We start from the raw sequence: 24,383 nt of genomic DNA on the forward strand, positions 1-24,383 counted from the left end.
AATAAATTCACTCCTCATATTACCTTTTTCATATAATATGTGAGTTGTCTCTTAAAAGTTTCTATAATAAAAAAAACAAACGACCTACTCGGTCATTTGTTTAATTCATATATATTTTTCGTTTCCTCTATCATTTTAGTTAACGAGAAATATCTCATTGCTTTCTCTCGTGCTTTCAATCTAATAGCAGTTACCTTTTCTTCATTCCCTTGTAGTTCCTCAAGCGCACTTGCGAATTCAGATTCGCAATATTCAGATATCAAAACACCTGACTCTCCATCTATTACCGCTTCATGTATTCCACCAACATCTATTGAAACAATTGGTGTCCCTGTAGCCATCGCTTCAATTACTACCATTGGAAACACTTCACGAAAAGATAATAAAAGTAAGGCGTCCATATTCCCTATAAACTCATGCGGCTCTGAAATATTCCCTAGCATCTTCACCCTTTGCTGCAATCCATATTTTTCTATTTCTTTCATAATCGATTCTTTCTCTGGTCCATCACCAGCAATATAAAACATAAAATCATTTCTCTTTTTCAACACATTTGCAATTTTGACAAATAGTTGATGGTTTTTCTCTTTGGATAATCTAGCTAATATCCCTATTTTATATGTAGATTCTTTCTTTTTCTGCTGGAATAAAAACTTTTCAATATCAACACCGTTATAAATTGTATTTATTTTTTCTTCTGCTACATGAATTGAAATTAAATTGTTCTTTTCAAACTCACTTACTGTAATAATATTGTTCACATATTTATTCATGAAATACCGAAAAAGCGTTGGCATTTTCTTTTCTAATATCGTTACATTGTGTTTCGTATAAACAATTTTCATCTTTTTTTTAATAAACTTTTGAAGTAGAAAAGCATATAATACCATTCGCAAACTATTTGCATGAATAAGTTCTATCTTTCGTTTACAAATTTCGTTTCGTAAATAATAAATATTTCTCAAATGATTCCATCGACTAAGTAATATAAAATTTTCTTTTCTAGTAAGGGATTCATATAGTTCTCCATCACCTGCAGCTGTATAAATCTTAAAATCCTCATAATGCAAATTATTTTCTAATTTACAGAAATAATTTTCGGCTCCGCCAGTTATCAATTTATCTGTCATCAACAGTATGTTCATAATTGCGTCTTCCCAACTACATTGATTTTATTTTTTTTATAAGCATGATAAGCATACTTACTAAAATAGTAAAAGCTTTGCACTGCATTAAGACTTTTTTGGTCCCTTAATAATTTCCAATACCGAAAAGCTGCTCTAATTTTATTTCTAGAAACAGAATTTGTAACAATTCTATATTTTGCTAACACTTGCTGTATACCTTTTGCTTCATACCCTTCATGTAATAAGTTCAGCCATAACGCTGTATCTTCCGGCTGTATACTAGGCATTTCGACATATGGAATTTTTTCACGATCAATCATCACTGTTAAACAACCGATAATTGTATTTCCTACTAAATAATGATAGTCAACAGATTTTGGTGCACTCACTTCACGATTTAATTCATTACCGTTTTCATCAATTAAACTATACGACGCATATGAAAAAGCAATATTCATTTCTTCCATAAATAACAATTGTGTCTTCAATTTATGCGGCAACCATATATCATCGCTATCTAAAAAGGCAATGTACCTTCCTCTTGCCTCTTGGATCGCTAAATTCCGAGCTTTAGCAGCACCAACATTTTGTTTTAATGATAATAACCTAATACGTGAGTCTCCTTCTATTATATCTTTAATTTTTGTGGCAGATTGGTCGGTTGAACCGTCATCAACGATAAGCATTTCCCAGTTTTCATACGATTGATTCTGTACAGATAAAATTGTCTCACCTATAAATCGTATACTATTATAAGAAGGTGTTATTACAGAAACATAAGGCGGCTCGTTATGTGCTGATAGACATTTTACCATCTATCTTTCCCCTTCCTTCATATATTGAAATATACTTCACAACAACTGCTAAAAATAAAAAGAATGCTTCGTTAATAATGAGTGACAATGACATCATCTGAAATATAAATGCAATCATAGTCAATAGAAGATATGGTTTTTCACGAAACAAAGTATGCTGTGCTAGCTTGAACATTAATATGAATAAAAACGCGCTATATAGAAGAAAACCAATTGTACCCGATTCAGACAAGATTTCTAAAAATGTATTGTGTACATATAATTTTTCATTAAATTGATACTCATAATAATTCGAAAAGTTAAAAGCACCGATTCCGATATATGGATTGGATAAATAATATTTAAAAGCAGCTTCCCATAATGTAAATCTACCACTTCCATTATCATGGGAAAAATCAGAAATTCGTTTATTTAATATGTCATCTAATTGGCCCCCCATTACACTATTCGATAAACTAAAAATAACTACACTAAACAATACTAAACTTATAATTATTTTTATTCTTTTAGCGAAACTAGACATACATATATATACAAAAACGACAAGCACAAGCGCTAGTATACCACCCCTTGAAAAGGTTAATAAACTCGTCGTAACACATAAAATTAACCCTAGAATGTTAGTGATATTTTGTAAATTCGTCATATAGTACATAAAAAATATTGTATTATAGAAAATAAAGATGTTAGGATCATCTAGCAATCCAATTAACCGTGGATATCCTCTATCAACTAATAAACCAGCAAAAATTTCTCTCTCTTCTCCACCGTATAAACTAAAGTATTGTAAACCGATTATATAGAGTATTAGACTTACAACATTAAATACTACTCCTACATAAGCAATAGATGATTCAAGTACCACTATTTCAGTATTCCCCAATAAATTTCTCATTATAAAATAGCATCCTAAAACGAGTAGCACGCCAAAAATCATACGAATACTAGCATTTAAATACATAGAAAGAATTCCGCTTAAACAATAAATGAAATAAAACAGTAAAAATATAACTTCATGAAAATATAACTTTTGAATATGAAAGTCTTTAATTGTTAAACAAAAATATATGACTAAAAAAATCATATATATCTTCAATGAAAATCCAATATATAAATTGTATTTACTTAACATGACAAATAATATTAGAAGAATAATCCATCCCATTGATACTTTCATATTATTTTCCATAGGCTATATCCCCTGTTTCGTAATATAATCCTTTTTGCGTATTTTTCTTATAAAAGAAAGAAGAAGTTTTTTTAGCTCATAATCATATAGGAATATGGCAGCTAGTACAATTAGTATATTAAGAACAAGCGCAATTAAATGATATGTATGCAATATATATTGCACTCCAATAAAGGTTACACCAAAATAAATTGTATACGGTATTACAATTTGGAATACAATTTTTTTCTTCACTACACTTACCGCTATATATCCCACTAAAGCGACTATTTCAAATAAAACCATAGCGTATGCTGCTCCTATCACTCCACCAAGACTACTAAAGCTATAAAGCATAACCCCACCGATCACCAATGCTACACACTGCACAACAGTTCTCTTATTTTGACATCCACTCGTCGTTAAACCGTCAGCAATAGCAATATTTAAACTTTGTAGCACAATAAGAAATGATAATATTCGGAGTGGTTCTACTGCATTGCTCCATTCCTCATGAAAAAATATAGAAATAAAGTATGGTGCTAAATGATATAAACCGATCGTCATACATATTCCTACAATCGCCATTGATTTAATTTGAAGCAAATTTAATTTCGTATGCTCTTCTAAATTATTCTGGTTATAATGCTTAAAGAGCACCGGAAAAAACGCACCTGCAATTACCCCTGGTACCTGATATAAAGCTGCCGGCATCCGGTACGCCACTGCAAAAACACCTACCATACTTAATGGCAATGTATAGTTGAGCAAGATAGGTGCTAATTGTGGCGTACTCATTATTAAAAAACCGCTAATAATAAAGGGAGTTAATTGCCAAAATAACGCTTTATGAATTACGACTTTCATATTCATTTTCGTCTTTCTTCTCATGATATATATACTAAATAAACCACCGATCATATACCCAAAAGCATATAAACGAGCCGTTACATACACCGGTAACTCTCCGAAAATACAAAAACATGTAATTATAATGACAACTGATGCTGATACAACTTTTATGAGCGCTATATACTTCATACGTTCCGTCAGTTGAAAATAGGCAATCCCTATGTTTTGCCAAGTTAATCCTATTAACATGAAAAACATTACGTTTATCATCATATAAATTAAATTTTTATCCGCATACATATAATGAATAGCAATATAACCGATGATAGAAATAAAAATAAGTAGAATCATCCTTATTTTTATATACGATGATAAAATCTGCTCTAAATCTGCTCCATCCTTTGCCCCTTCTCGAAGAAACGTATTACTAAGTCCTAAGTCTGTAAAGAATAACATAACAAACGTCACTGCTATGGCAACACTAAACATCCCATAATGTTGTGCGTTAAAAAAGTTTGCTAAAACAATTAAACTGACGGCCTGAAGAAGGTTAGCTAAAATTGTACTATAAAATAGATGGATAATATTGTTTAGAATAGATCTACCCATACAAGTTCTCCTTTGCAAGTAACCTACTTACATATGTTGTTTGTTTACATATTTATCTTGCACCATTACCGTTCAATACAATTAAAACGGTTTTACATAAAATACGGATGTCCATCCGAAATGTTTTCATTTCAATATACTCCATGTCAAGCCTCAACTTTTCCTTTGGATCAAGATTATACCCTCCATTTATTTGTGCCCATCCTGTTAATCCTGGTTTTACTATTAAACGTTCCTTAAATTCTGGAATATACGCATCAAATTCATTATAAAAAAACTCTCTCTCTGGTCTAGGGCCTACAAAAGACATATCTCCTCTTAAAATGTTTAAAAGTTGCGGTAATTCATCAATTCTCGTTTTTCTTATAAACAATCCAACTTTTGTAATTCTTTGATCATGTTCTTTTGCCCATTGTGGTCCGTTCATTTCAGCATCCTTTACCATCGACCTTAATTTAAATACATTAAACTTCTTCCCGTTTATACCTAAACGTTCTTGAAAGTATATTGGAGCCCCTGATGTTTCTAAGGTAATCATAATACAAAAGAACAACATAATTGGTATTGTTAATAGTAACAATATGATTGAAAATATAATATCAAACAAGCGTTTTACACTTCGATTCAATATGCTAGGCTTTTCTTGAGCCGGAATCGTATACAACTTGGCTTGATTTGTTTCACGAATCATGGATCGTTACCCCCACATTCAAGAATATAAAATTATACCTATTAATTCACATTCTTTCCTATTTATATCCGCTATTACTTTTTGCACTGTACGTAGTGAATCTTTTCGCTTTTTAACTGCTAAGACCACTCCATCGCATTTCTCTGCAATAATGTGCGTAGCAGGAAGATCAAATACTTCAGAAGAATAAAAGAAAATGTAATCAAAATCTTCTTTCCACTTAGCAATCGCATTATCAAATTCATCCATAGCAACTAAGGGCGTCCCTGTGTGTACTGTTTTTTTTGCAGGAATACAATATAAGTATTTAGACAAATTACTAGAAAAAGATTCATAATTGTAGGGGGAAGAGCTTATTATATCGTTTACTGTTATCATGTGATCACTTTGTAATAATACCTGTAATTTAGGGTCAGAAAAATTCACATCAATAAGTAACACCTTTTTCTTCATTTCCGCAAACACTAGACCCATATTTACTATAAGCGAGGCAACAACCCCTCTGTCCTTCGTTGAACTAACTGTGAACAGTTGTTTTCCAGATTTTTTCAGATCGTGATACACCGTATAAAACTGCTCTTTCATCAGATCATCATGCAGATCGAATGGCAGCTGTTTCTTTGTCCTAAACATCGACATGTTCACCTCGATATATAGATGATTGTTTATCAACCTCTGTAGGTTTCTTTTTTCTATTCGGTTTCATATTTATGTGACCAATAACAGAGACTGTTGTTATTTTCTCTAAATCTTGTTCCGTGTATATACGTTCATCAAAATAATCTTGAAATACAGCTAAACCTATCCCAACAAAAAAACTAAAAATTAAAGAAATAGGAATGATCAGTTGAAATTTTGGAAACAATTTTTCAGCCTGTTCCTGTAACTCAGGATCCGTCAACACTTTCACACCTTGTACATTTGTGTACTGTTGAAAACTTTGTTGTGATTGCTCTGCCAATGTCTTTACAATGTCTTTCACGATTTTCGGATTGGAATCTTTTACTGTAACAGTTACAATTTGTGAGTTGTCCGTATTCACAACCGAGATTTTTTGTGCTAATTCATAACTTGATTGCTCTAATTTCAAAGTTTTTTTGACTGTTGAAATAATTAATGGGCTTTTTAAAATATCAACATACGATGTTACTAGTTGCTTATTCTCTTGTGTTTTATTTGTTGAATTTTCCTTATTAAACTCATCTAAATTCCCAACAAGAATTTGCGTTGAATATTGATATGACGGCTTTAAAACATACATAGAGATAAGAACTAAAGAAGCGGTTAAACAACACATCGTTAAAATAATCGTTACGAATCTTCTTTTCAGTAATTGTTGAAAATCTTTTATACTCATTTCTTGCTTCAATTATTTCACCGCCCTTTTCTGAATAACATCCTGCAATTCACTCTTTACAGATAACCCTTTCTCTCTTCTATCCACTTGTTTTGTTACATACTTTCCGACTCCGAATGCAAATTTTTCTACATATACATACGAAAGCATTGCAAGTATAAACGAAAAAACAAGTGGAAAAATTAAAATAATAGGCAACGGTAATATTTCATGGAGCATGTATATAAGGGAAAACAACGATATAATATGGTATAAATAAAGACTGTAAGAAATCTTCCCCAAATATAACAAATATTTATTATGTAGCAAGGACGACAAAGTTGATATTGACAAACTTAATATGACCAATAAACATGCACTTATCGCCACTACGTAGTCTCGAAATATAAAATTATTGAGCACTTTAATTTCTCCTATAAGCCCTTCATACATAAAAAGTAAAATCGCAAATAAAAACCATGCAATTTTCGTGTTTTTAGTACAATTACTATAAAAAACTATTAAATTATTTTTATACTTCGCAACTAGTGCTCCTAGTAAAAACAGCACTGTGTAATGCAATGTTAATGCATAGCTTGTTAATGTTAAGCCCGAGCGAAACAAAAATAATATTACGACAGAACATATACTAAAACTAAACAATAATAGTAATGAACACCTTAACGTTTTTCGTAAGCAAATCATCAAAATTAACGGGAAAATTATTGATATTCGCATTTCATGGACAAGTGACCAAATCACACCGTTATATGCATCTGTATTATATTTCCCAACCAATAAAATATGTTGTGCGATTAAGCTTGAAGAACTTTCAATCGTCCATGAGCGATTAAACCATTCACTTAAATAAGAAATACCATATTCACTAATTGTAATCTGGCATACAATAGCTATAATTATTGCCACAATATAAGGAATATATATTCTGCATATACGTTTTAAAAGGTATGACCCATAGCTACTATAGTTTTTTTGAATAGATTCATACAAAACAAATCCGCTCAAAACAAAAAAGATAATAACTGATTCGTTACCACTACTAAAAATTAGACGAGCAGGCGTTTCTTTTAATAGATACACAACAAATGGTTTATTATCTTCATAACTGTAATTTTGAAATGCTGAAAAAATCATTAAATGATGACCGATCATTACTATTAATGAAGAAATCCCTCTTATAGAATCCAATTCCTCGTATCTCTTCATCTTTTTACATCAACTCCTAATGAAATGATAATAATCATTTCAAAGCGACATCTTTATTCATATTCCTCTCCTTTCTTTTCATTCCAATTTTTCATATTAAAATGATTTTATAGTATAAATTTGAGTGTATTGTAACATTTTTTGTAATATTATGAATAGCGAATCTCAAAAATTGGTATATACCAATTTCAACCTCGAAAAATGAGTAATATTGATAGAAAAACGCTATAAAAATATCTTGCAAATTTACATAAATTAAAGAGATGAATAGCGTTTTTTCAATATAAAATAAAAAAGATAGCCTGCATAGGCTATCTTTTTTATTTTATTTAATTACTAGCACCACTATATGCTACATGTCGTTTCTCAATTCTCTCTTCAATTTCCTTCATATTTTCTTTATTATTTAATAGTGATTGTTTATTTTCAATTAATAATTGTTTAAAAGATTTTCTCACTTTTTTTCTCATTTTCATTGTCCTCCTTGGGGGATGATTTATATAAAAGATAAAGAATTATCTGTGTGTTCTTATAATAATTGATTGTTGTGAATTCTATTTGAACTTCATATGAAAATTCCGTTTATTTTCTGACAACTTTGTGAACACGAAAAAAAAGACTATCTAAAACTATGTTGAAATTAATTTACTTCATTATAAAAATTACTATTTTCATCAACTTTTATCATTATATCTTGTCGAAACATTTATATATTAAAAATTGAGTTCGACATAATTTTATTTACTATCATACTGTTTACAAAAACAAAAAGAAGGTGTCACCAAGTCAAAGTTCGACTTATGCAACATCCCTCTTTCCAAACTATTTATAGCATATTTATTAATATTTCAGGTCTTCCCCAATTCATTTCTTCACAAACAAATCTAAGTTTTTCTTCATCCATTGTGTGTAACCCTTCTTCTAGTGAACATGAAATTGGAACTTCACAGTGAATTTCGGCTAATTGTAACGAAATATTTAAGTTCTCTAAATCACTTTCAATCTTCGTACGCTGCGCTTTTGTTAATGATTCTACATTTTCTAGTACAGCGTATACTGTTCCGTGCTCTTGAATAAGCTTATACGCTGTTTTTTCACCGATACCTTTTACACCTGGATAATTATCACTTGTATCTCCCATGAAAGCTTTTGCATGGACGATTTGCCACGGCTCTACACCTTTTTCTTCCATGATTTTCTCCGGTGTGTAATATTCGTAATTTCCAATTCCTTTACGCAGAAGCATAACTGTAACGTTCTTATCAACAAGTTGAAGTAAGTCCGTATCACCTGTTAAAATATAAACTTCAGCTTCATTGCAGTATTGTTTTGCAAGCGTACCGATACAATCATCCGCTTCGTAGCCTTTCATACCGATAACTGGAATGGATAATTTCGCAGTCATTTCTTGCACTAAATCGAATTGAGGAATTAATTCTTCTGGTGGCGCTGCACGATTTGCTTTATAATTCGAGAACGATTCTGTTCTAAATGTCGTACTTCCCATATCCCAGCATGTAACGATATGTGTTGGTTCGATCGCTTGCGTAGCTGTTAATAAGTGTTTCATATAACCATGAATCCCGTTCGTAGGGGTTCCATCTTGTCGTTTCATAAATTGTCCGTAGACACTTGTTGCGTAAAAAGCACGAAATAATAGTGCCATACCATCAACTAATAATACTTTTTTCATAATTCCTCTCCTATTAAAAAAATAATAACCTTACGTTATCACGTAAGGTTATATAAATAGATTACCATTCTACGTTTTTGCTCAACTTTGTCTATTATACATTGTTTTTGTATATTTAGCACCATTAACACATTAAGACGTTCTACTACAACAAGTATGCAATATGCCTGAATACGTATTTTTTCCAGTAGAAACAACGACAGCCTTTGCATTTCCACTAACGATATGTGAACCTTTAAAACATACATTTTCAAGCTCAAGTGGATTATAATCTTTCATCCGTTTTAATGGAATAAATCGTTTACGTTCAAGGTGATAGCAGCTTTCAAACTTCTCTATATTCGCTTCGTTTCCCGTTAACACAGACTCATTCACTAATAAATCATCTGCATAAATAATACGTACATCAGCCGGCACAGCATCTCCAGCCGAAAGAAAAATTATATCTCCAGGTACAAGTTCTTGCACTGGTATCTCCATCATTTTCAGTTCACTATTTAGCCCTGTACTACTAGAACATTCTACTCTAGATACAGTAATCGTTTCACGTTGTAATTCATCACACACACGTTGTTTTGAAAAACCTGGAATCATGCCACCAAGCTTCATCATTACTTCTGCGAGAAGTGCTCTTTTTGAAGTTAGTTCATTTCGGCCATATACTTGAATACGTTTTTGTGCCTCTTTCATTGATAGTCCGTCTCTTGTTGTTTTAAAATATGCAAATACAGATTTTACATCTCTTGTTGCAATTTCAATTAATAAATCTTTATTTTTTTGGAGCATTGTTTGTTCTTTTATTGATTTTTTACTTAGTTTATATGACGTGTTACCCACAGTTTTGTTTGCATATAACATATTATCGTCTCCTCCTTTACAACATAGGAAGAAACGCTTTGTTTCTCAATTTATCCACTTTACTGTGAAAGTGTCTCGCGTTTTATAAACGCTACATTATGATAAATATAGAGGGAGGAACAAATCGTTTCCTGCCTACATCATATATTTTTGATTTGAAGTATATGGGTAACGGAACCGAGTCAGAATTTGACATGCTCCTCACCTCCTCGTTTAATTTTATAGTTTATACTATGAAATTACTCATAGCTTGGTAACAAAAAAGGCCCCTACCCTTAAGAGAGTAGCGGCCATTACATACACAAATAAACGATTTCTAATATAATTAGAAATCTACGGACCTCTCCCTCACCGAGTTTTAGCACTGTATAGCATAGGTACATTACCAGCTACGTTAAGAAAAACCTTAATTCGATCATTCCTGTTGACCCATTGGCGTCTCTCGACATTTTTGGGCAGTAGCATTTCTCTATACAGGAGCCTCACCTAACAGAGACTTATTTTCATTACATTGAAAATGTTACTCTTATTTAAAATAGATGTCAACCGTAGCCTATAATTTTTTCAAAAGGTATGGCAAACTAACATATATAAAGTGAAACTTTAATCAGCCCTCACCAATCGGGCTTTTACGGGATAAAATAAAAAACTTTACGTTTAAACGTAAAGTTTTTAATAAGTTATACAACCAGCAATTACAATCCCAATTGAAATTGATAAAAACATAAGAAAAAGACCGACTGCTTGATTATCTTCTTCGAGACTTTTGTTTATATTAAAGCGTGGTGTAAGCCACTCAGCTAAATAAAAGACGATAATTTGAGCCAAAATCCCAACTGCTCCCCACGAAATCATATCAAGAAGTGAAATTGAATTAGCTGCTGTCGAATATAAAACAACAGCTAACCCAAGTAATCGTCCTCCAAGCACATAGCTTACCGCCTTATTTCCTTGGGCCATTAACTTAAATTCCTTTACTTTCGTTGTCACTTCCATCAAGAACAGACCTATACATAAAAGGCCGAGTGTTACTACTAAATATAATAAAAAATTAATCATTTTTTCCCCTCCTTTTTATACCTACCGGTAAATAGTACGATTCATTTCCTGTAATCTTTTCTCCCGCACGAATACCGATACTACTCGCTTTTCCAGCAATTAAAAACGAACCAAACACATATGACAGTTTCTCGATCCCTTTTTCTGTTTCCAAGGATACGACTGGCAGTTCGATATACTTTTGAAATATCGGCAGTGACGCTTTATATGTTTGGTGTGCATTTTGAAGCATAATATTTTCGTCTTTATCGCGAATCGTAATTGTATCTCCTTCTCTCCCAAATGAAGGTTTTTGAACGAAAGAACCTTTTCCTAAAAATAAATCTGGTTCTAAATATGTAGGTAACATATATTCTTTAATCCACTGTTGTTCCTCATTTGTATAAAAGGCCTCTTCTTCTGCTAACCCCCAAATAAGACACTGAATTGATTTTGGCTGAAGTAAAAATGCTGACAAAGGATTTATTATAAAAAGCTTTCCGGCTTTTACAAGTTGTAACAATTCCACACCTACCAAATCTCCTGTTTCAGGATCTTGATCCTCAATTAAATCTTCTATCGGATATGTTTGGCGATATAAAACATCAATCTTCGCCCCATCTTTATCGACTAGAGCATCCTTTGTAATTCTAAGTTCTGACATTGGCACTACTTTATTTTCAACATGGCATAGCTGACTTAAATACATAGTGGTATTCCAATCCTCGATATGTTCATGATGTGCTGTAAAAACAACATTTGGATTATCTAATCCCTTTGTCGCTTCCATTACTGCTTTCGTTACACCAGAAGATAGCAATCGTTCTTGATCCGAGTTTGGATCATCATAGCCTAGATTTCCACATACTTTCCCATTCATTTGAAAGCATTCCATAATAAAAGTTGGTGTATCACTATTAAACTCAAGCATTTTGATTTGGTTATCCTCTGTTACGGCAAAATCAAATCGCGAAATTACAGATTCAGGATAAAGCCCTTTCATTCTAATGAATGATAAGCTCGCAGGAGGAAAACCAAGCTCAAGAAGCTGTTCGTCACTTAAATTTCGCAAAAGTCTAGCAGTCTTAAAAAATATTTTACCCATTCGTTCAGTCGCTAAGTGTACTTGTTCCAAAGTCTGATTTGTTATAGAAAAAACATGAAACAAACTATACTCACATTCATATAAATCCGACCAAAAATTCGGATATTTTAAATAAAATTCTTTTCTATCCCTTATGTATTGCGACATATTTTAGCCCCCAAATCCTCCCTTTGAACCGCTTCCAATTCCACCTTTAAATTCAGCAGACGATTGATACGATTTAAACGCCGATGAATTTTTAAAAGTGGATTTATTTTGATAGTATCGTCCACCATAGAAGTAATGCCCACGATAACCTGAACTACTATCATCACACTGCCATACCCCAAGTTCATCATCCCAATCCCAATCAGAACAACTATTATCATTCGGTTTTGGGGGAAGATCTTGTGCGCAACCAAATAAAGTGCCAGTCATTAAAGACGTTACGACACCACCTACTAGCCATTTCGTTTTTGTCACCTTCGCACTCCCCTTTTTAAATTCTATTCCTATTATATAGGATGGCATGATAAAGTAGAAGAAAAAGGAAGAAGAGGGATTAAATGCGCTTAGAATATCGACTTAATGATGAAACGAAAGGGTATCCTGCTTTATGGAACTACGCCAATATTTCTAATTCTGAAATTATCGCACGCATGACTTGTGAATATTTTATTAAAGAGAAAAATACTTATGTTGTTACTGCAACTTCGGTTGATCCAGACGGAACAGCAGTTATTTATATTCAAAAAGAAGTTTTCACAAATGACCCTTCAGACCCTACATACTCCTACATCGGTTTTGAAATTAGAGAACTAAGTGAAACGAGTTCAAACATAGTAGATAGTCAAGATGTATGGAACTATGAAGAAATTTTACCATCTCTTCATTCAGATATTATATATATTCAGCGAGACGGCATGTCTATGGAGTTCTCCTTAGATTCAAGAGAGATTGATGAAGACAGAAAGTGCTACATTTATTACGGAAACTTCACAGGTGAATCAAGATAATATTGATATATCTATGCAACAAAAAAACCTTACGTATAAAACGTAAGGTTTTTATATAGCCCCACATATGCCGTTCTCTCTAGATGTCCATAAACCTGCTCTCACAGGTGGATGCTCTCACAAATGTTTGTAACTTCCTTCTTAAAAAGATGGCATGTTAGCTACATTTAAATATTGAACTTCCATATTAAACTTATTGGTTTAAGACATGCATAAGCTACGTACACCGTAGGAATTTTATATAAGGTTAGTTGAAATAAGACCCCCGCACGTGCCGCTCCTCGTAAATGTCCAAAAACCCGCTACTCGCAGGTGGATGCCCTCACAGTTACCGTACATCTTCCTCCACAAAGAAGGCTTGATGATGGTCGCTAAATATTGAGCTTCCGTATAACTAACATCGGTTTTAGACATAAATAAGTTACGCACACCGCAGGATGTATTATTTACTTGTCGTTATATTATCACATTGTTTCTAATGTGTAAAATACAAAGTTTTTCGAGCAATCTCTTGCTTGTGACCTTATTTTAATACAAATTATTTTTGCATGCAAGTGATTAATCTTCTTCTTTTGCAATTTGATTTTCTGGATAAGAAATCCAATCACTCCAGCTACCTGCATACAATTTTACATTTTGGAATCCAGCTAATTTTAATGCAACGATATTTGGGCACGCTGTAACACCAGAACCACAATATACAATTGTTTCCTTATCTTTCGAAAGATTTTGGAAGCGTTCTTGTTGCCCAGCTCCATTCTTAAATTGTCCTGATTGCAACATTCCATCCTTCCAAAAATGGTTTACCGCTGTCGGAATATGACCTGCTTTATGATCGACAAGTTCCTCGACACCAGCATAACGCTTTGGCTCTCTAGAATCAATTAATGTAACATCCGCACCTGCACGGATATTCTCTCTGACCGTTTCCATCGTTACAAGCATATGATCTTGTATGTTATCTTTGAATGTTTTTCGTATAACAACAGGAATTTCCGTTGTTGTCGGTAGTCCATTCTCTTTCCAAGCCGGGAAACCACCATCTAATATATATACTTTCTCATGTCCTACATAGTTACATAACCACCATAAACGAGCAGCATTTGCACCGGCTTGACTGTCATACGCAATTACTGTCGTATGTTCATCAATACCAGCCTCCGAAAGCTTGTCTGCAAACTCCTCAATATTTGGTAAAGGATGGCGGCCACCATGTTCTGCTATAGGACTTGATAAATCTAAATTCAAATCAAAATATAACGCATGAGGAATATGTCCTTCTTCATACTTTTCTCTACCCCAATTAGGATTCGCTAAATCAAAACGACAATCGATTATACGGACATTCTCATCTTCTATATGCTCACGTAACCATTCGACTGTAACTATCATCTTTAACGACCTTCTTTCTCTTTCAAACGACTTACATACTCCATAACCATTTCTTCTGTAACATATTTACGCTGCAAGGTAATACCATTTTTTGCAAGATCATTAATTTGCTTCGTTACAACATTAATGACATCAACCGAAAATTCTTTCCCATTTGACGCAAGAGATACGGCAGCTTCAATAGCTGCTTCACGCTGTGCATCTAATTGTAAACATGCTTTTACACTTTCATTTTGTTTACGAGAATGTGCTGTAATTGCTTTATGTACTTCCATCTTCTCTTCCCCCTAAATAGTTATACGTTTTTATTCAATTCCATTGCAAGCCGGATCATATCACGACATACAATCCCATTTTCAATAATCTCTTCTTCATAATGCTTCGAAAAGTAATCAAAATCAATAGAAAAAATACGAAATCCACATTTTTGATATAAAGCAAGTTGTGAAACACTAGAATTGCCTGTACCAACTTCAAGTTTTGACATACCATATCCTTTAGCAGTTTCTACAGCATGCCTTAATAGCTTCTTCCCAATCCCTTTTCCTTGTAAATGCTCTGCAACCGCAATATTCATGATTTCCATCGTCTTTGGCCTTGTTTCCAAAAGAACATATACACCGATAACGCTCCCCCCCTGCTTAGCTACGTATGTTAATCCTCTTTGTACATATGTAGCTATTTGCCGTTCACTTGGATCAGCAAGTAGCAATAAAGACTTCGGTATAGCCTCTTTTGGAATACGTTCTATTACAACAGACATAAAAAATTCCCCCTTCTCTATTGTTCTAAACCCTCCTTGTCTACCATAAGTAATAGAAAGGAGGGATTCACCATGGACAACAATGAGAAAAAATGCAACGTCATCTCTATTGATGGAAAGAAGAAGAAAAGCGACACGTATTCCTATCCAAAATTAGTAGTTGAAAACAAAACATATGAATTTTCTTCATTCGTCTTATGCGGTGAAACACCAGATGGCAGACGACTCGTTCTTACTCATATGATTTCTACCGATGAATTTGCTGGATTTGTAAAATCTTTAGATACTGTACTGCAAAAGAAAATTGAACGAATCTTTTTCTCCTAACGACTATATAACATAAATTTCTTTTTCAATCTCTACTAACTGCTTTTGCAATTGTTCTTTACTTTGTTCATATAGAGATACATCAATCGTTTCAGCCAATGCAAACAATATACTTTCATAATAGTTCATCACATCTTGCTGCATCACTTTTTGGAATAAGTTCCACTTCATATCCCACTCTTGCTTATAATGATGAACAAATAAATCTTTTTCATCAGCTACATAGTTTGATACGAACGGTTCTAATACAGATTTAGCGTCTTCTTGCATAAAAGCTTTGTCATTCTTTTCAAAAAAGCTTTTCTCATTTTTAAAATGTGCCAGTGCTTTTTTGAAATCTTTTATTTCAACTGAAGGGAACGGTTCTTTATGTGTAATATCTTTATATTCATACTCCACTGTTCCATTCATAGAAATTGATTCATTTTCTACTTTACAGTTCACTACAATTTCGTCCTTTGCACGCTTCATCGCTTCGTCTATCCATTTTTCAAGGCGTAATGATGTCGCACGCATTTCTTGCAATAAATCATGCTGAATAAATGCTACTAAATCCATAACACACTGTTGCAATTGTGTTTTCACATTTCCGTCCGTTCGAAGTGACGCCGGATTAATAAATTCAGTAAACACATCGTTATAGCGTAGGAATAGACGCTGTTGCACGTAATAAAGCAACTCTTTCACTTCATTTTGCATCGCCTGTTCTTCAGCAAGTACACTATATGATGAAATGATATGAAGTAGTTGATCACGCTCTGCTTCATATTTTTTCGTTTGCTTCTCTTTCTCTTCATTCCCCTGTTTTGCACCCTTTATCATGTTTACTAAAAGCTGATCTGCCCCTTGCAAAGCACCATATAGAGCATGCACAGAAACAAGCATTAAATCTCTCATCATAAAGGACGTAAATGATTCCTCAAACTTCGTAATCCCAGAGTTTTGTAAAATACCATACTTCTCTTTTTCAACATTCTTTCCTTGTTTCTCTTCAAGCGCACATAAACTTGAAATTGCAAATAAACGCGGATTTCTAATACCGTATTGCAGCAGCTGATCTGCGATATAACCTTTTACCATTTCAAGTTCTTCTTCAGACTCTGCTAAATCCGCCGCATTAATTAAGAAGAACATTTTATCAAGGGCAAAAGTATCCTTTACACGACCAAGCTGAATTAAAAATTCACGGTCAGCACGAGAGAATACATGGTTATAATATGTTACAAATAAAATAGCATCTGCGTTTTTAATATACTGGAATGCAACATCCGTATGGCGAGCATTAATAGAATCCGCTCCAGGTGTGTCTACAAGCGCTACTCCCTGCCTTGTTAAAGCACAATCATAATAAAGTTCCATATACTCAACGAAGCATGATTTCTCTTCATTCGCTACATAATCAGAGAACTCTTCTAATGTAACTTGTACTTGTTCTCCTAAATAAGTAGAAACTGCATCATACCCTTTTTGTACCGCTCGTAAAAAGCTAAATGTTGTTTTTTGCTTCCCAGTTGGTGAAGGATATTTCATAATTTTATCAATTTGTGCTAACGCTTCATCTAACGTAGCAATCTCATAATGAAACAGCTTATAAACAGCTTTCATATCTTCTAATAACGCTTGCTTTGATTTAAACTGAACAATTACTGTTCCGTGTGGTTTTTTCTCTGTAACCGGCAAAATTTGATTAATCGTTGCCGTCGTCGGGTTTGGTGATACAGGAAGTACTTTCTCACCGAGTAAGGCATTGGCAAATGATGATTTTCCAGCACTAAATGCCCCGAATAACGCTACTGTAAATTGTTTTGTTTCCACACGTCTTCTTTTCTCTATTACCTCTTGCTGTACATGTTTCAGCGCAGGCAATGGCTCTAATATCGTTTCAGCTTTTTTCACTTTCTCTAATATCCGCTGAATATTTAAAGCCGCCGTTCCTTTCAGCTCTTCTTCATGAACCGCTACGTTATTGTTTACGATTTCCTGCTCTTGTAGTGTAAATTTCTCACTAACAATTTGCTTTTCCCTTTGCAATATCTCATCTATTTGCAACCCTTCAGGCGTAGCAACATGATCGTGCCAAACATTTCGTAAATGGTCTTCATATGCCTCCAAATTGTTACTGTATTGTAATTGTGTTTCTTTCGCCGTTTGCAACATCGTATATGTTTCAATCTCTTCTTCAATACGAGCAACTGCTTCCCTTACCTTTTGCTTTAAAACGACCGCACTTTTATCAAAAATTTGCTGTGCTTTTATAAAATAACGTTTCTTCAGTTCATTCGCTACATCCGCTGTATAAAGAAGTAAGTAATCACCTGTGAAACCTGCACCTTGTTTAATTACTTCGGCCAACATTTCTGGTCCGAAAGCAATTTCTAACCCATATATGTCTTTCCCAACTTCCTCCGTGAACAATCCTTCTTCTTTTAAGAAGGCTACAATAAATTCCTTCACATGAAAATCAAGCTGCGTTTCAACAATTTTTTGAAGGGCAGAATAAAACACCTCTACACGTCTTTGTTTTTCTTGCTCCGTCTTTCCTTTCGAAAATAGCAAACCGACCTTGAATTTTGTTAATTTCGTTTCTAAATATGCATTTGCCAATTCTCTCATTTCAAATGGCATTAAATAAGCGTTATCTAATATAGCTTGTAAACCTTTTATAAATTCGTTTCTCACATGAGATTCTTTACTTGCCTCACGATTTTTCGCTTCCGTTAACTCTTCCTTCTTTTCAACTACCTCTGAAATAGAAAGTGGTGATGCTAACTCTTCCTCATATTTCAAAAGAGCTTTTTCATTTTCAGAAAAAATAAACGAGAAATGTTCCCCCATTAAATATTCTGTTTCTCGCTCCATTCCAGTCCTTACATACTGCTCTTTTTCTTTCATAATAGAAGTAATTAACGCTTCTAAGCTTCTAATTTCATTATGTGGATGGTTCATCATTCGTAATGACGTATAATAAACACCATCTACTTCAATATCCCAGTTAGAGAATGATTGTTTTACACTATCTTTATAATTCTCAAACGATAATTCATTTTCTTTATGTTTATCTATTTGATTTACAACGAGATAAACCGTTTTATTACGTTGTTTCAATTCTTTAACAAATTGTAAATTCACTTCCGATTGGACGTGATTATAATCCATCATATAAAAAATGACATCTGCCAGATGAAGTGTCGACTCTGTCGCTAATTGATGGGCATCATCTGTTGAATCAATCCCTGGTGTATCAACTAACATAACCCCTTCAGGAATTGGCGCGTCGTTTCGATAAATATGAACACCAATTACTTCATCGCCGTCTTTACAAATTTGTTTTAATTCTTCTGCTGAATATGCACCGTCATATTCGTACTGCTCTCCAGATTTAACCGTTACAACAACACGATCCATTCCTTTTTCAATTTTGACAACGTTAGCGCTTGTCGGAATTGGACTTGTCGGTAACAACTGCGCTTTATATAGATGATTCATCATCGTTGATTTCCCTGCAGAGAAGTGACCGCAGAACGCTATCATAAGCTGTTCTTGTTTATATTTTTGAATTACCTCAAACAACTTTAAACTATTCTCTGCATCGCCGTGTTTTTGCCACTCTTCATAAAAACAAACAAGTTTTTTCATACCGTTTGTCTGTACTATGTTTGTCATCCCCTTGTTCCCCTTTATCCAAGATGTATATACTTTTCCCCGCTATTTGCGAGTTCATAACCAGTGAGAGTTACACCTACCCATTGATTACAGTTTCACTTTACTATCATACTAAATTTTCAGCATATTCTCATTAAAAATAAAAAATCCCTTTCATTCTTTTTACAAATGAAAGGGATTTTATGTCATATCACTCATTTTGCTGTTCCTACTCCATTTAAAACATACTTCGCAATAACTGCATATACAGCGACTGTACCTGCTACTAATGCATATACCATACTTACGCACCAACCTTTTTTGATAATGATTATCACTTTTGAATACAGTTTATCATTAAAGAGAATCATTATCAACACTTTTCATAAAGAAAGCTCCTTATAAGAAGGAGCTTTACTGCCTGTTTTGAAAAAGGTTAAAACTTGTTGTGCACTCTTATTATATCTCATCCTACATAACTTAACAGTTTAAAAAAATGGAAATATCCCCTATCCCCTCCACCTTACATTTTGTATAATAAAAGGGAATTACTTAACAAGGAGGAAAAAAATGACACAAAATCTCACACAAGGCGAGAGGATACACTCCATTGATGTTATTAGAGGAATAGCTGTACTAGGTATTTTTCTTGTGAATTGGCCTGTTATCGCCGGGGTTGACTCACGTGATCTTTCAGGAATTTACGAAGGGATAGACAGCTACATTCGCCTATTTTACGATATGTTTATTCAAACGAAATTTTATACAATTTTTTCGTTTTTATTCGGATTAGGTTTTTATATTTTTATGAGTCGTGCTGAAGCGAAAACAGATCATCCAAAAATTTTATTTGTTCGCCGCTTATTTATTTTATTATTATTCGGTTTCTTACATTACGTTCTTTTATGGGACGGAGACATTTTACATACTTATGCGATTGCTGGATTTTTCTTATTTTTATTTTATAAGAGAGAACCTCGTACTATTTTAATATGGGCTATCGTTTTATTGAGTATTTTTCAATTCATTATGCTAATGGCTGGTATTACGGTTGCATTGGTACCAAAGGAAGAGCTAGGTTTTTCCTTACCTATCATGCCATTAGAAGACTGGCTGTCACAAATACAAAATCGTTTCCATGCATTTTACGCTGATGGAATTGGATTAAATTTACTTATGCTTCCAGAAACAGTTGGGCTATTTTTACTTGGTTTATACGCCGGCAAAAAGGATATTTTCCGCCGCACGAAAGAGTTAGATCCAAAACTTAAAAAATGGCAAATTATTATGTTCCTTTTAACATTACCAATGTGGTTCTTCATGGTCCGTTACTTCTTATCAAAACCATTTTATGAACCAATTTATATGCAGGTCTTTACAATGTTTAGCGGAAAAACGTTATTCATATTCTACATTTTCACTCTAATGCGTTTATTACAAAAAGAAAAATGGCAAACGTTATTACGTCCATTCCAATACGTTGGACGAATGGCATTAACAAATTACATCTCGCATACAATTGTTACATTACTTGTATTTGGTCTATTACTTAAAAATTATTATCCTGCTCCATTATGGGTTGGACCAATATTCTGCATTAGTTTCTACACGTTACAAATCTTTATTAGCCGCTGGTGGCTTTCACATTACCAATACGGGCCACTTGAGTACATTTGGCGTCTTGGTACTTACGGGAAAATGATGCCACTTAAAAAGAAAAGCAAGGTCTCATAACGAGACCTTGCTTTTTTACGCTTCTCTTACTGCATTTTGCATAGATACTGGCTCTTCTTCTACTTTCACTTTACGCTGCGGCACCATATTAAATACGATATTTAAAAGTACTGCTGACGCACTTCCAAGTACAATTCCGTTATCTGTTAAAATACGAATGTTTTCTGGAAGTTGTGAAAATAATGTAGGAACGACTGTTACGCCAAGCCCAATTCCGACAGAACATGCAACGATTAATAAGTTTTCTTGTCTTCCGAAGTCAACGCTACTTAACATTTTAATACCATATGCCATAACCATACCGAACATCGCTAACATCGCACCGCCCAGTACTGATTTCGGAATAATTGTTGTAATAGCTGCGATTTTAGGAATGAAACCAAGTGCGATTAACATACCACCGCAAGTATAAATAATAACGCGATTTCTTACTCCAGTTAATTGAACAAGTCCTACGTTTTGAGAGTATGTTGTATATGGGAACGCGTTGAAAATGCCACCTAACACCATCGCTAATCCTTCTGCGCGATAGCCTTTTGTTAATTCTTTTTCACCGATTTTTTTATTGCAAATATCAGATAATGCAAAGTATACACCCGTTGCTTCTACAATCCCTACACAAGCAACGAGAATCATCGTAATAATTGGTGTTAATTCAAATGTTGGTGTACCAAAGTAAAATGGTTGAATACCGTGGAACCAATCCGCCTCTCCAACCGCTTGCAAACTTACTTTCCCCATAAACGCTGCAACGATAGTACCGAACAATAGACCTAGTAAAATAGAGATTGAACGAATAAATCCATCAAAGAAACGATACATAATGATGATAAATAATAACACACCAAATGCTAATGCTAAATTTTCAAGACTACCGAAATCCTTACTTCCTACTCCTCCAGCCATATCATTAATTGCTGCTGGAACAAGTGTAACTCCAATTACAGTAACAACAGATCCTGTTACAACAGGTGGAAACAGTTTTACAAGTTTTCCAAATAATTTCGCAAAAATAACAACGAATAACCCAGCAGCAATAATTGCTCCATAAATTGAAGACACACCGTATTGTTTTCCAATCGCAATCATCGGTCCAACGGCTGTAAATGTACAACCAAGTACAACGGGAAGTCCTATACCGAAAAAGCGATTTGATAATGCTTGTAAAATTGTCGCAACGCCGCACATTAATAAATCAATTGAGACTAAATATGTTAACTCTTTTTGATTTAAACCAAGTCCACCGCCCACAATAAGCGGAACGATAATTGCTCCAGCATACATTGCAAGCATATGCTGCATACCAAGCGATGCAATTTTAAATGGATGCTGCTTCATCGTTTATTTCACCTCCGCAGTTTCTTGCTGTACAAATGTAACTGTGCCGTTATCAAGTGATGCAATTTCTGCTAGTGATTCAACACGAACGCCTTGTTCACGAAGCTTCTTTCCTCCATCTTGAAATGCTTTTTCAATAACAATTCCAATTCCTGCAATACTCGCTCCAGCTTGCTCTACTAAACTCATTAAACCTAAAGCAGCCTGACCGTTTGCTAAAAAGTCATCGATGATTAATACACGATCATTTTCATCGATATGATTTCGAGATAATGAAATTTCATTTGTTTCTTGTTTTGTAAATGAATATACGTTTGCAACGTACATATTATCTTGTAACGTTAACGATTTACGTTTTCGTGCAAAAATTACTTTTACACCAAGCTCTAATGCAGCCATAACTGCTGGTGCAATGCCTGAAGATTCAATCGTCACGATTTTTGTAATGTTCTCTTCTTTAAAACGTTTAGCAAATTCTTTTCCGATTTCTTGCATAAGTACTGGATCAATTTGATGATTTAAAAAAGCATCTACCTTTAATACGTCACCAGATAAAACCTTTCCTTCGTTCAAAATCTTTTCTTGTAATACTTTCATGTTTGTTCCCCCTCTTATGCAATAAAAAAACTCCAAAAGCCGCCACCACTCGTTACAAGTGAGAGACGCGCTTTTGGAGTTTCGCAAAAAAAGAATGCTAAACAAGCAATTATATTCGTCCTCACTCATAGTCAAAGTATTTACGGTACTTCGGTAGAAACTTGCAGGCCATATCCCCGCGATTATATGAGTGTAGCTAACTATTTATTTTATAGAAGGATTATAACGTACTTTTTATGCTTTGAAAAGCATTTATCGAAAAAACACGTACAAATTTTTAAAAACTACTATTTTTGTTCGAGTTTTGCAAACTCTTTCATTTCCAATTACAACTTCGTTAAAATGATTGGCCCATCTTTTGTAATCGCAATTGTATGCTCATATTGAGCTGATAAATTCCTGTCCATCGTTCGTGCAGTCCACCCATTTAAATCTACTTTAGAATATCGCATACCTATATTTACAATCGGTTCAATTGTAATTACCATTCCTTCTTGTAACTGAGGTCCTTGTCCTTGTTTCCCAAAATGAAAAATTGCTGGTTCTTCATGAATCTCTTTACCGATTCCATGTCCCGTAAAGTCTCTTGCAACAGAAAAACCTTCATTTGTTACATAACTTTCAATTGCATAGCCAATATCTCCTACATGGTTATCGATTATCGCCTGGTCAATTCCTTTATACAAAGCATTCTCAGCTACTAACAACAACTTTTCTGCTTCATCAGAAACTTTTCCAACTCTATACGTCCAAGCAGAATCTGAAAGACCCCCATTTAAGTTTACTACCGTGTCAATTGTTACAATATCACCCTCAGTTAAAGGGACATCGGCCGGAAACGCATGACACATTTCATCGTTTACAGATGCACATATCGCATATGGATATCCGTTGTACCCTTTCTGCTCAGACGTTGCACCATGCTGTTCTAAATATGCTTCAACAAACGTATTAATTTCTTTTGTAGTAATACCTGGTTTCATCATCTTCGCAATTTCTCTATGACATGAAGCAAGTAATTTTCCAGATTCATGCATTAACTCTATTTCATTTTTCGTTTTAATTATACTCATGCT

General features: G+C 33.9%; 25 protein-coding genes, 2 other RNA genes and 2 riboswitches. Of the genes, 3 read left to right on the top strand and 24 right to left on the bottom strand.

All coding sequences use genetic code 11. The features are described 5' to 3' along the window. Positions 1 to 92: 92 nt before the first annotated feature. The 14 genes from GBN91_RS07665 to GBN91_RS07730 form a co-directional block, all read right to left on the bottom strand. Positions 93 to 1,145, bottom strand: coding sequence for a glycosyltransferase family 4 protein (locus GBN91_RS07665; RefSeq protein WP_001023684.1), 1,053 nt, complete (start codon positions 1,143 to 1,145; stop codon positions 93 to 95). Further along, a complete protein-coding gene (locus GBN91_RS07670; RefSeq protein ID WP_152121369.1) occupies positions 1,142 to 1,942 on the bottom strand; it encodes a glycosyltransferase family 2 protein in 801 nt (266 codons plus the stop codon). The genes GBN91_RS07665 and GBN91_RS07670 overlap by 4 nt, the downstream gene beginning before the upstream one ends. Beyond that, positions 1,917 to 3,131: an O-antigen ligase family protein gene (locus tag GBN91_RS07675; RefSeq protein WP_152121370.1), complete on the bottom strand. Its 1,215-nt coding sequence runs from the start codon at positions 3,129 to 3,131 to the stop codon at positions 1,917 to 1,919. The genes GBN91_RS07670 and GBN91_RS07675 overlap by 26 nt, the downstream gene beginning before the upstream one ends. Before the next feature lie 3 nt (positions 3,132 to 3,134). After that, on the bottom strand, positions 3,135 to 4,571 hold the full coding sequence (locus tag GBN91_RS07680) for an oligosaccharide flippase family protein (RefSeq protein ID WP_006928695.1): 1,437 nt from the start codon (positions 4,569 to 4,571) through the stop codon (positions 3,135 to 3,137). Positions 4,572 to 4,623: 52 nt separating this feature from the next. Continuing rightward, positions 4,624 to 5,262, bottom strand: coding sequence for a sugar transferase (locus GBN91_RS07685; protein ID WP_000617648.1), 639 nt, complete (start codon positions 5,260 to 5,262; stop codon positions 4,624 to 4,626). Between the two features lie 18 nt (positions 5,263 to 5,280). Then, positions 5,281 to 5,901, bottom strand: coding sequence for a CpsD/CapB family tyrosine-protein kinase (locus tag GBN91_RS07690; protein WP_025709243.1), 621 nt, complete (start codon positions 5,899 to 5,901; stop codon positions 5,281 to 5,283). Next, the gene (locus GBN91_RS07695) at positions 5,888 to 6,631 is read right to left on the bottom strand and encodes a YveK family protein (RefSeq protein ID WP_152121371.1); all 744 of its coding nucleotides are present in this window, start codon (positions 6,629 to 6,631) and stop codon (positions 5,888 to 5,890) included. Before GBN91_RS07695 ends, GBN91_RS07690 begins: the two co-directional genes overlap by 14 nt. Further along, on the bottom strand, positions 6,632 to 7,825 hold the full coding sequence (locus GBN91_RS07700; protein WP_152121372.1) for an acyltransferase family protein: 1,194 nt from the start codon (positions 7,823 to 7,825) through the stop codon (positions 6,632 to 6,634). Positions 7,826 to 8,154: 329 nt separating this feature from the next. Continuing rightward, the gene (locus tag GBN91_RS07705; protein WP_001228048.1) at positions 8,155 to 8,295 is read right to left on the bottom strand and encodes an FbpB family small basic protein; all 141 of its coding nucleotides are present in this window, start codon (positions 8,293 to 8,295) and stop codon (positions 8,155 to 8,157) included. A 356-nt stretch (positions 8,296 to 8,651) separates the two neighbouring features. Then, on the bottom strand, positions 8,652 to 9,518 hold the full coding sequence (locus GBN91_RS07710) for a 5'-3' exonuclease (protein ID WP_152121373.1): 867 nt from the start codon (positions 9,516 to 9,518) through the stop codon (positions 8,652 to 8,654). Between the two features lie 132 nt (positions 9,519 to 9,650). Continuing rightward, positions 9,651 to 10,376 (bottom strand): P-type ATPase actuator domain-containing protein, encoded by a 726-nt coding sequence (locus GBN91_RS07715; RefSeq protein ID WP_000964947.1) that lies wholly within the window; start codon positions 10,374 to 10,376, stop codon positions 9,651 to 9,653. Between the two features lie 335 nt (positions 10,377 to 10,711). Further along, positions 10,712 to 10,877, bottom strand: a riboswitch (M-box (ykoK) riboswitch). Between the two features lie 171 nt (positions 10,878 to 11,048). Further along, the gene (locus GBN91_RS07720; RefSeq protein ID WP_000606868.1) at positions 11,049 to 11,435 is read right to left on the bottom strand and encodes a DUF350 domain-containing protein; all 387 of its coding nucleotides are present in this window, start codon (positions 11,433 to 11,435) and stop codon (positions 11,049 to 11,051) included. Continuing rightward, positions 11,428 to 12,666, bottom strand: a complete 1,239-nt coding sequence (locus GBN91_RS07725) for a glutathionylspermidine synthase family protein (protein WP_000084947.1) — start codon at positions 12,664 to 12,666, stop codon at positions 11,428 to 11,430. The genes GBN91_RS07720 and GBN91_RS07725 overlap by 8 nt, the downstream gene beginning before the upstream one ends. 3 nt (positions 12,667 to 12,669) lie before the next feature. Further along, positions 12,670 to 12,981 (bottom strand): hypothetical protein, encoded by a 312-nt coding sequence (locus GBN91_RS07730; protein ID WP_000169030.1) that lies wholly within the window; start codon positions 12,979 to 12,981, stop codon positions 12,670 to 12,672. 83 nt (positions 12,982 to 13,064) lie between these two features. Here GBN91_RS07730 and GBN91_RS07735 point away from each other — a divergent pair, with 83 nt between their 5' ends. Continuing rightward, on the top strand, positions 13,065 to 13,514 hold the full coding sequence (locus GBN91_RS07735) for a hypothetical protein (RefSeq protein WP_001235526.1): 450 nt from the start codon (positions 13,065 to 13,067) through the stop codon (positions 13,512 to 13,514). Between the two features lie 54 nt (positions 13,515 to 13,568). Here the strand turns inward: GBN91_RS07735 and ssrS (GBN91_RS07740) are convergent. From ssrS (GBN91_RS07740) to GBN91_RS07760, 5 genes are all read right to left on the bottom strand, one after another. Continuing rightward, a non-coding RNA gene (gene ssrS, locus GBN91_RS07740) (6S RNA) lies at positions 13,569 to 13,752 on the bottom strand. A 21-nt stretch (positions 13,753 to 13,773) separates the two neighbouring features. After that, positions 13,774 to 13,956: non-coding RNA, 6S RNA (gene ssrS / locus GBN91_RS07745), on the bottom strand. A 116-nt stretch (positions 13,957 to 14,072) separates the two neighbouring features. Next, a complete protein-coding gene (locus GBN91_RS07750) occupies positions 14,073 to 14,906 on the bottom strand; it encodes a sulfurtransferase (protein ID WP_152121374.1) in 834 nt (277 codons plus the stop codon). A 2-nt stretch (positions 14,907 to 14,908) separates the two neighbouring features. Next, on the bottom strand, positions 14,909 to 15,181 hold the full coding sequence (locus GBN91_RS07755) for a YpbS family protein (protein ID WP_000451814.1): 273 nt from the start codon (positions 15,179 to 15,181) through the stop codon (positions 14,909 to 14,911). Positions 15,182 to 15,201: 20 nt separating this feature from the next. Next, positions 15,202 to 15,669 carry a GNAT family N-acetyltransferase gene (locus GBN91_RS07760; protein ID WP_000117689.1) on the bottom strand — a complete coding sequence of 156 codons (468 nt, stop codon included), beginning with the start codon at positions 15,667 to 15,669 and terminating at the stop codon, positions 15,202 to 15,204. Between the two features lie 72 nt (positions 15,670 to 15,741). Here GBN91_RS07760 and GBN91_RS07765 point away from each other — a divergent pair, with 72 nt between their 5' ends. Continuing rightward, entirely contained in the window at positions 15,742 to 15,996 is a 255-nt protein-coding gene (locus GBN91_RS07765) for a DUF3931 domain-containing protein (protein WP_000369740.1), read from the top strand. Between the two features lie 3 nt (positions 15,997 to 15,999). Here GBN91_RS07765 and GBN91_RS07770 read toward each other — a convergent pair whose 3' ends face one another. Next, positions 16,000 to 19,659: a dynamin family protein gene (locus GBN91_RS07770; protein WP_000182134.1), complete on the bottom strand. Its 3,660-nt coding sequence runs from the start codon at positions 19,657 to 19,659 to the stop codon at positions 16,000 to 16,002. A 194-nt stretch (positions 19,660 to 19,853) separates the two neighbouring features. After that, the gene (locus GBN91_RS29435; RefSeq protein ID WP_257148772.1) at positions 19,854 to 19,976 is read right to left on the bottom strand and encodes a hypothetical protein; all 123 of its coding nucleotides are present in this window, start codon (positions 19,974 to 19,976) and stop codon (positions 19,854 to 19,856) included. Positions 19,977 to 20,208: 232 nt separating this feature from the next. Here GBN91_RS29435 and GBN91_RS07775 point away from each other — a divergent pair, with 232 nt between their 5' ends. After that, positions 20,209 to 21,372: a DUF418 domain-containing protein gene (locus tag GBN91_RS07775; RefSeq protein ID WP_000193194.1), complete on the top strand. Its 1,164-nt coding sequence runs from the start codon at positions 20,209 to 20,211 to the stop codon at positions 21,370 to 21,372. Between the two features lie 15 nt (positions 21,373 to 21,387). Here the strand turns inward: GBN91_RS07775 and pbuX are convergent, their stop codons facing one another. The 3 genes from pbuX to GBN91_RS07795 all read right to left on the bottom strand — a co-directional run bounded on the left by pbuX (position 21,388) and on the right by GBN91_RS07795 (position 24,380). Beyond that, positions 21,388 to 22,710, bottom strand: coding sequence for a xanthine permease PbuX (pbuX, locus tag GBN91_RS07780; RefSeq protein WP_000809212.1), 1,323 nt, complete (start codon positions 22,708 to 22,710; stop codon positions 21,388 to 21,390). Positions 22,711 to 22,713: 3 nt separating this feature from the next. Continuing rightward, positions 22,714 to 23,307, bottom strand: coding sequence for a xanthine phosphoribosyltransferase (locus GBN91_RS07785; protein WP_000866483.1), 594 nt, complete (start codon positions 23,305 to 23,307; stop codon positions 22,714 to 22,716). A 108-nt stretch (positions 23,308 to 23,415) separates the two neighbouring features. Further along, positions 23,416 to 23,517: riboswitch (purine riboswitch) on the bottom strand. Between the two features lie 116 nt (positions 23,518 to 23,633). Then, positions 23,634 to 24,380: a type I methionyl aminopeptidase gene (locus GBN91_RS07795; RefSeq protein ID WP_152121375.1), complete on the bottom strand. Its 747-nt coding sequence runs from the start codon at positions 24,378 to 24,380 to the stop codon at positions 23,634 to 23,636. Positions 24,381 to 24,383 lie beyond the last annotated feature (3 nt).

It is taken from the genome of Bacillus sp. B1-WWTP-T-0.5-Post-4, assembly GCF_009183795.1.
Taxonomy (GTDB): Bacteria; Bacillota; Bacilli; order Bacillales; family Bacillaceae_G; genus Bacillus_A; species Bacillus_A cereus.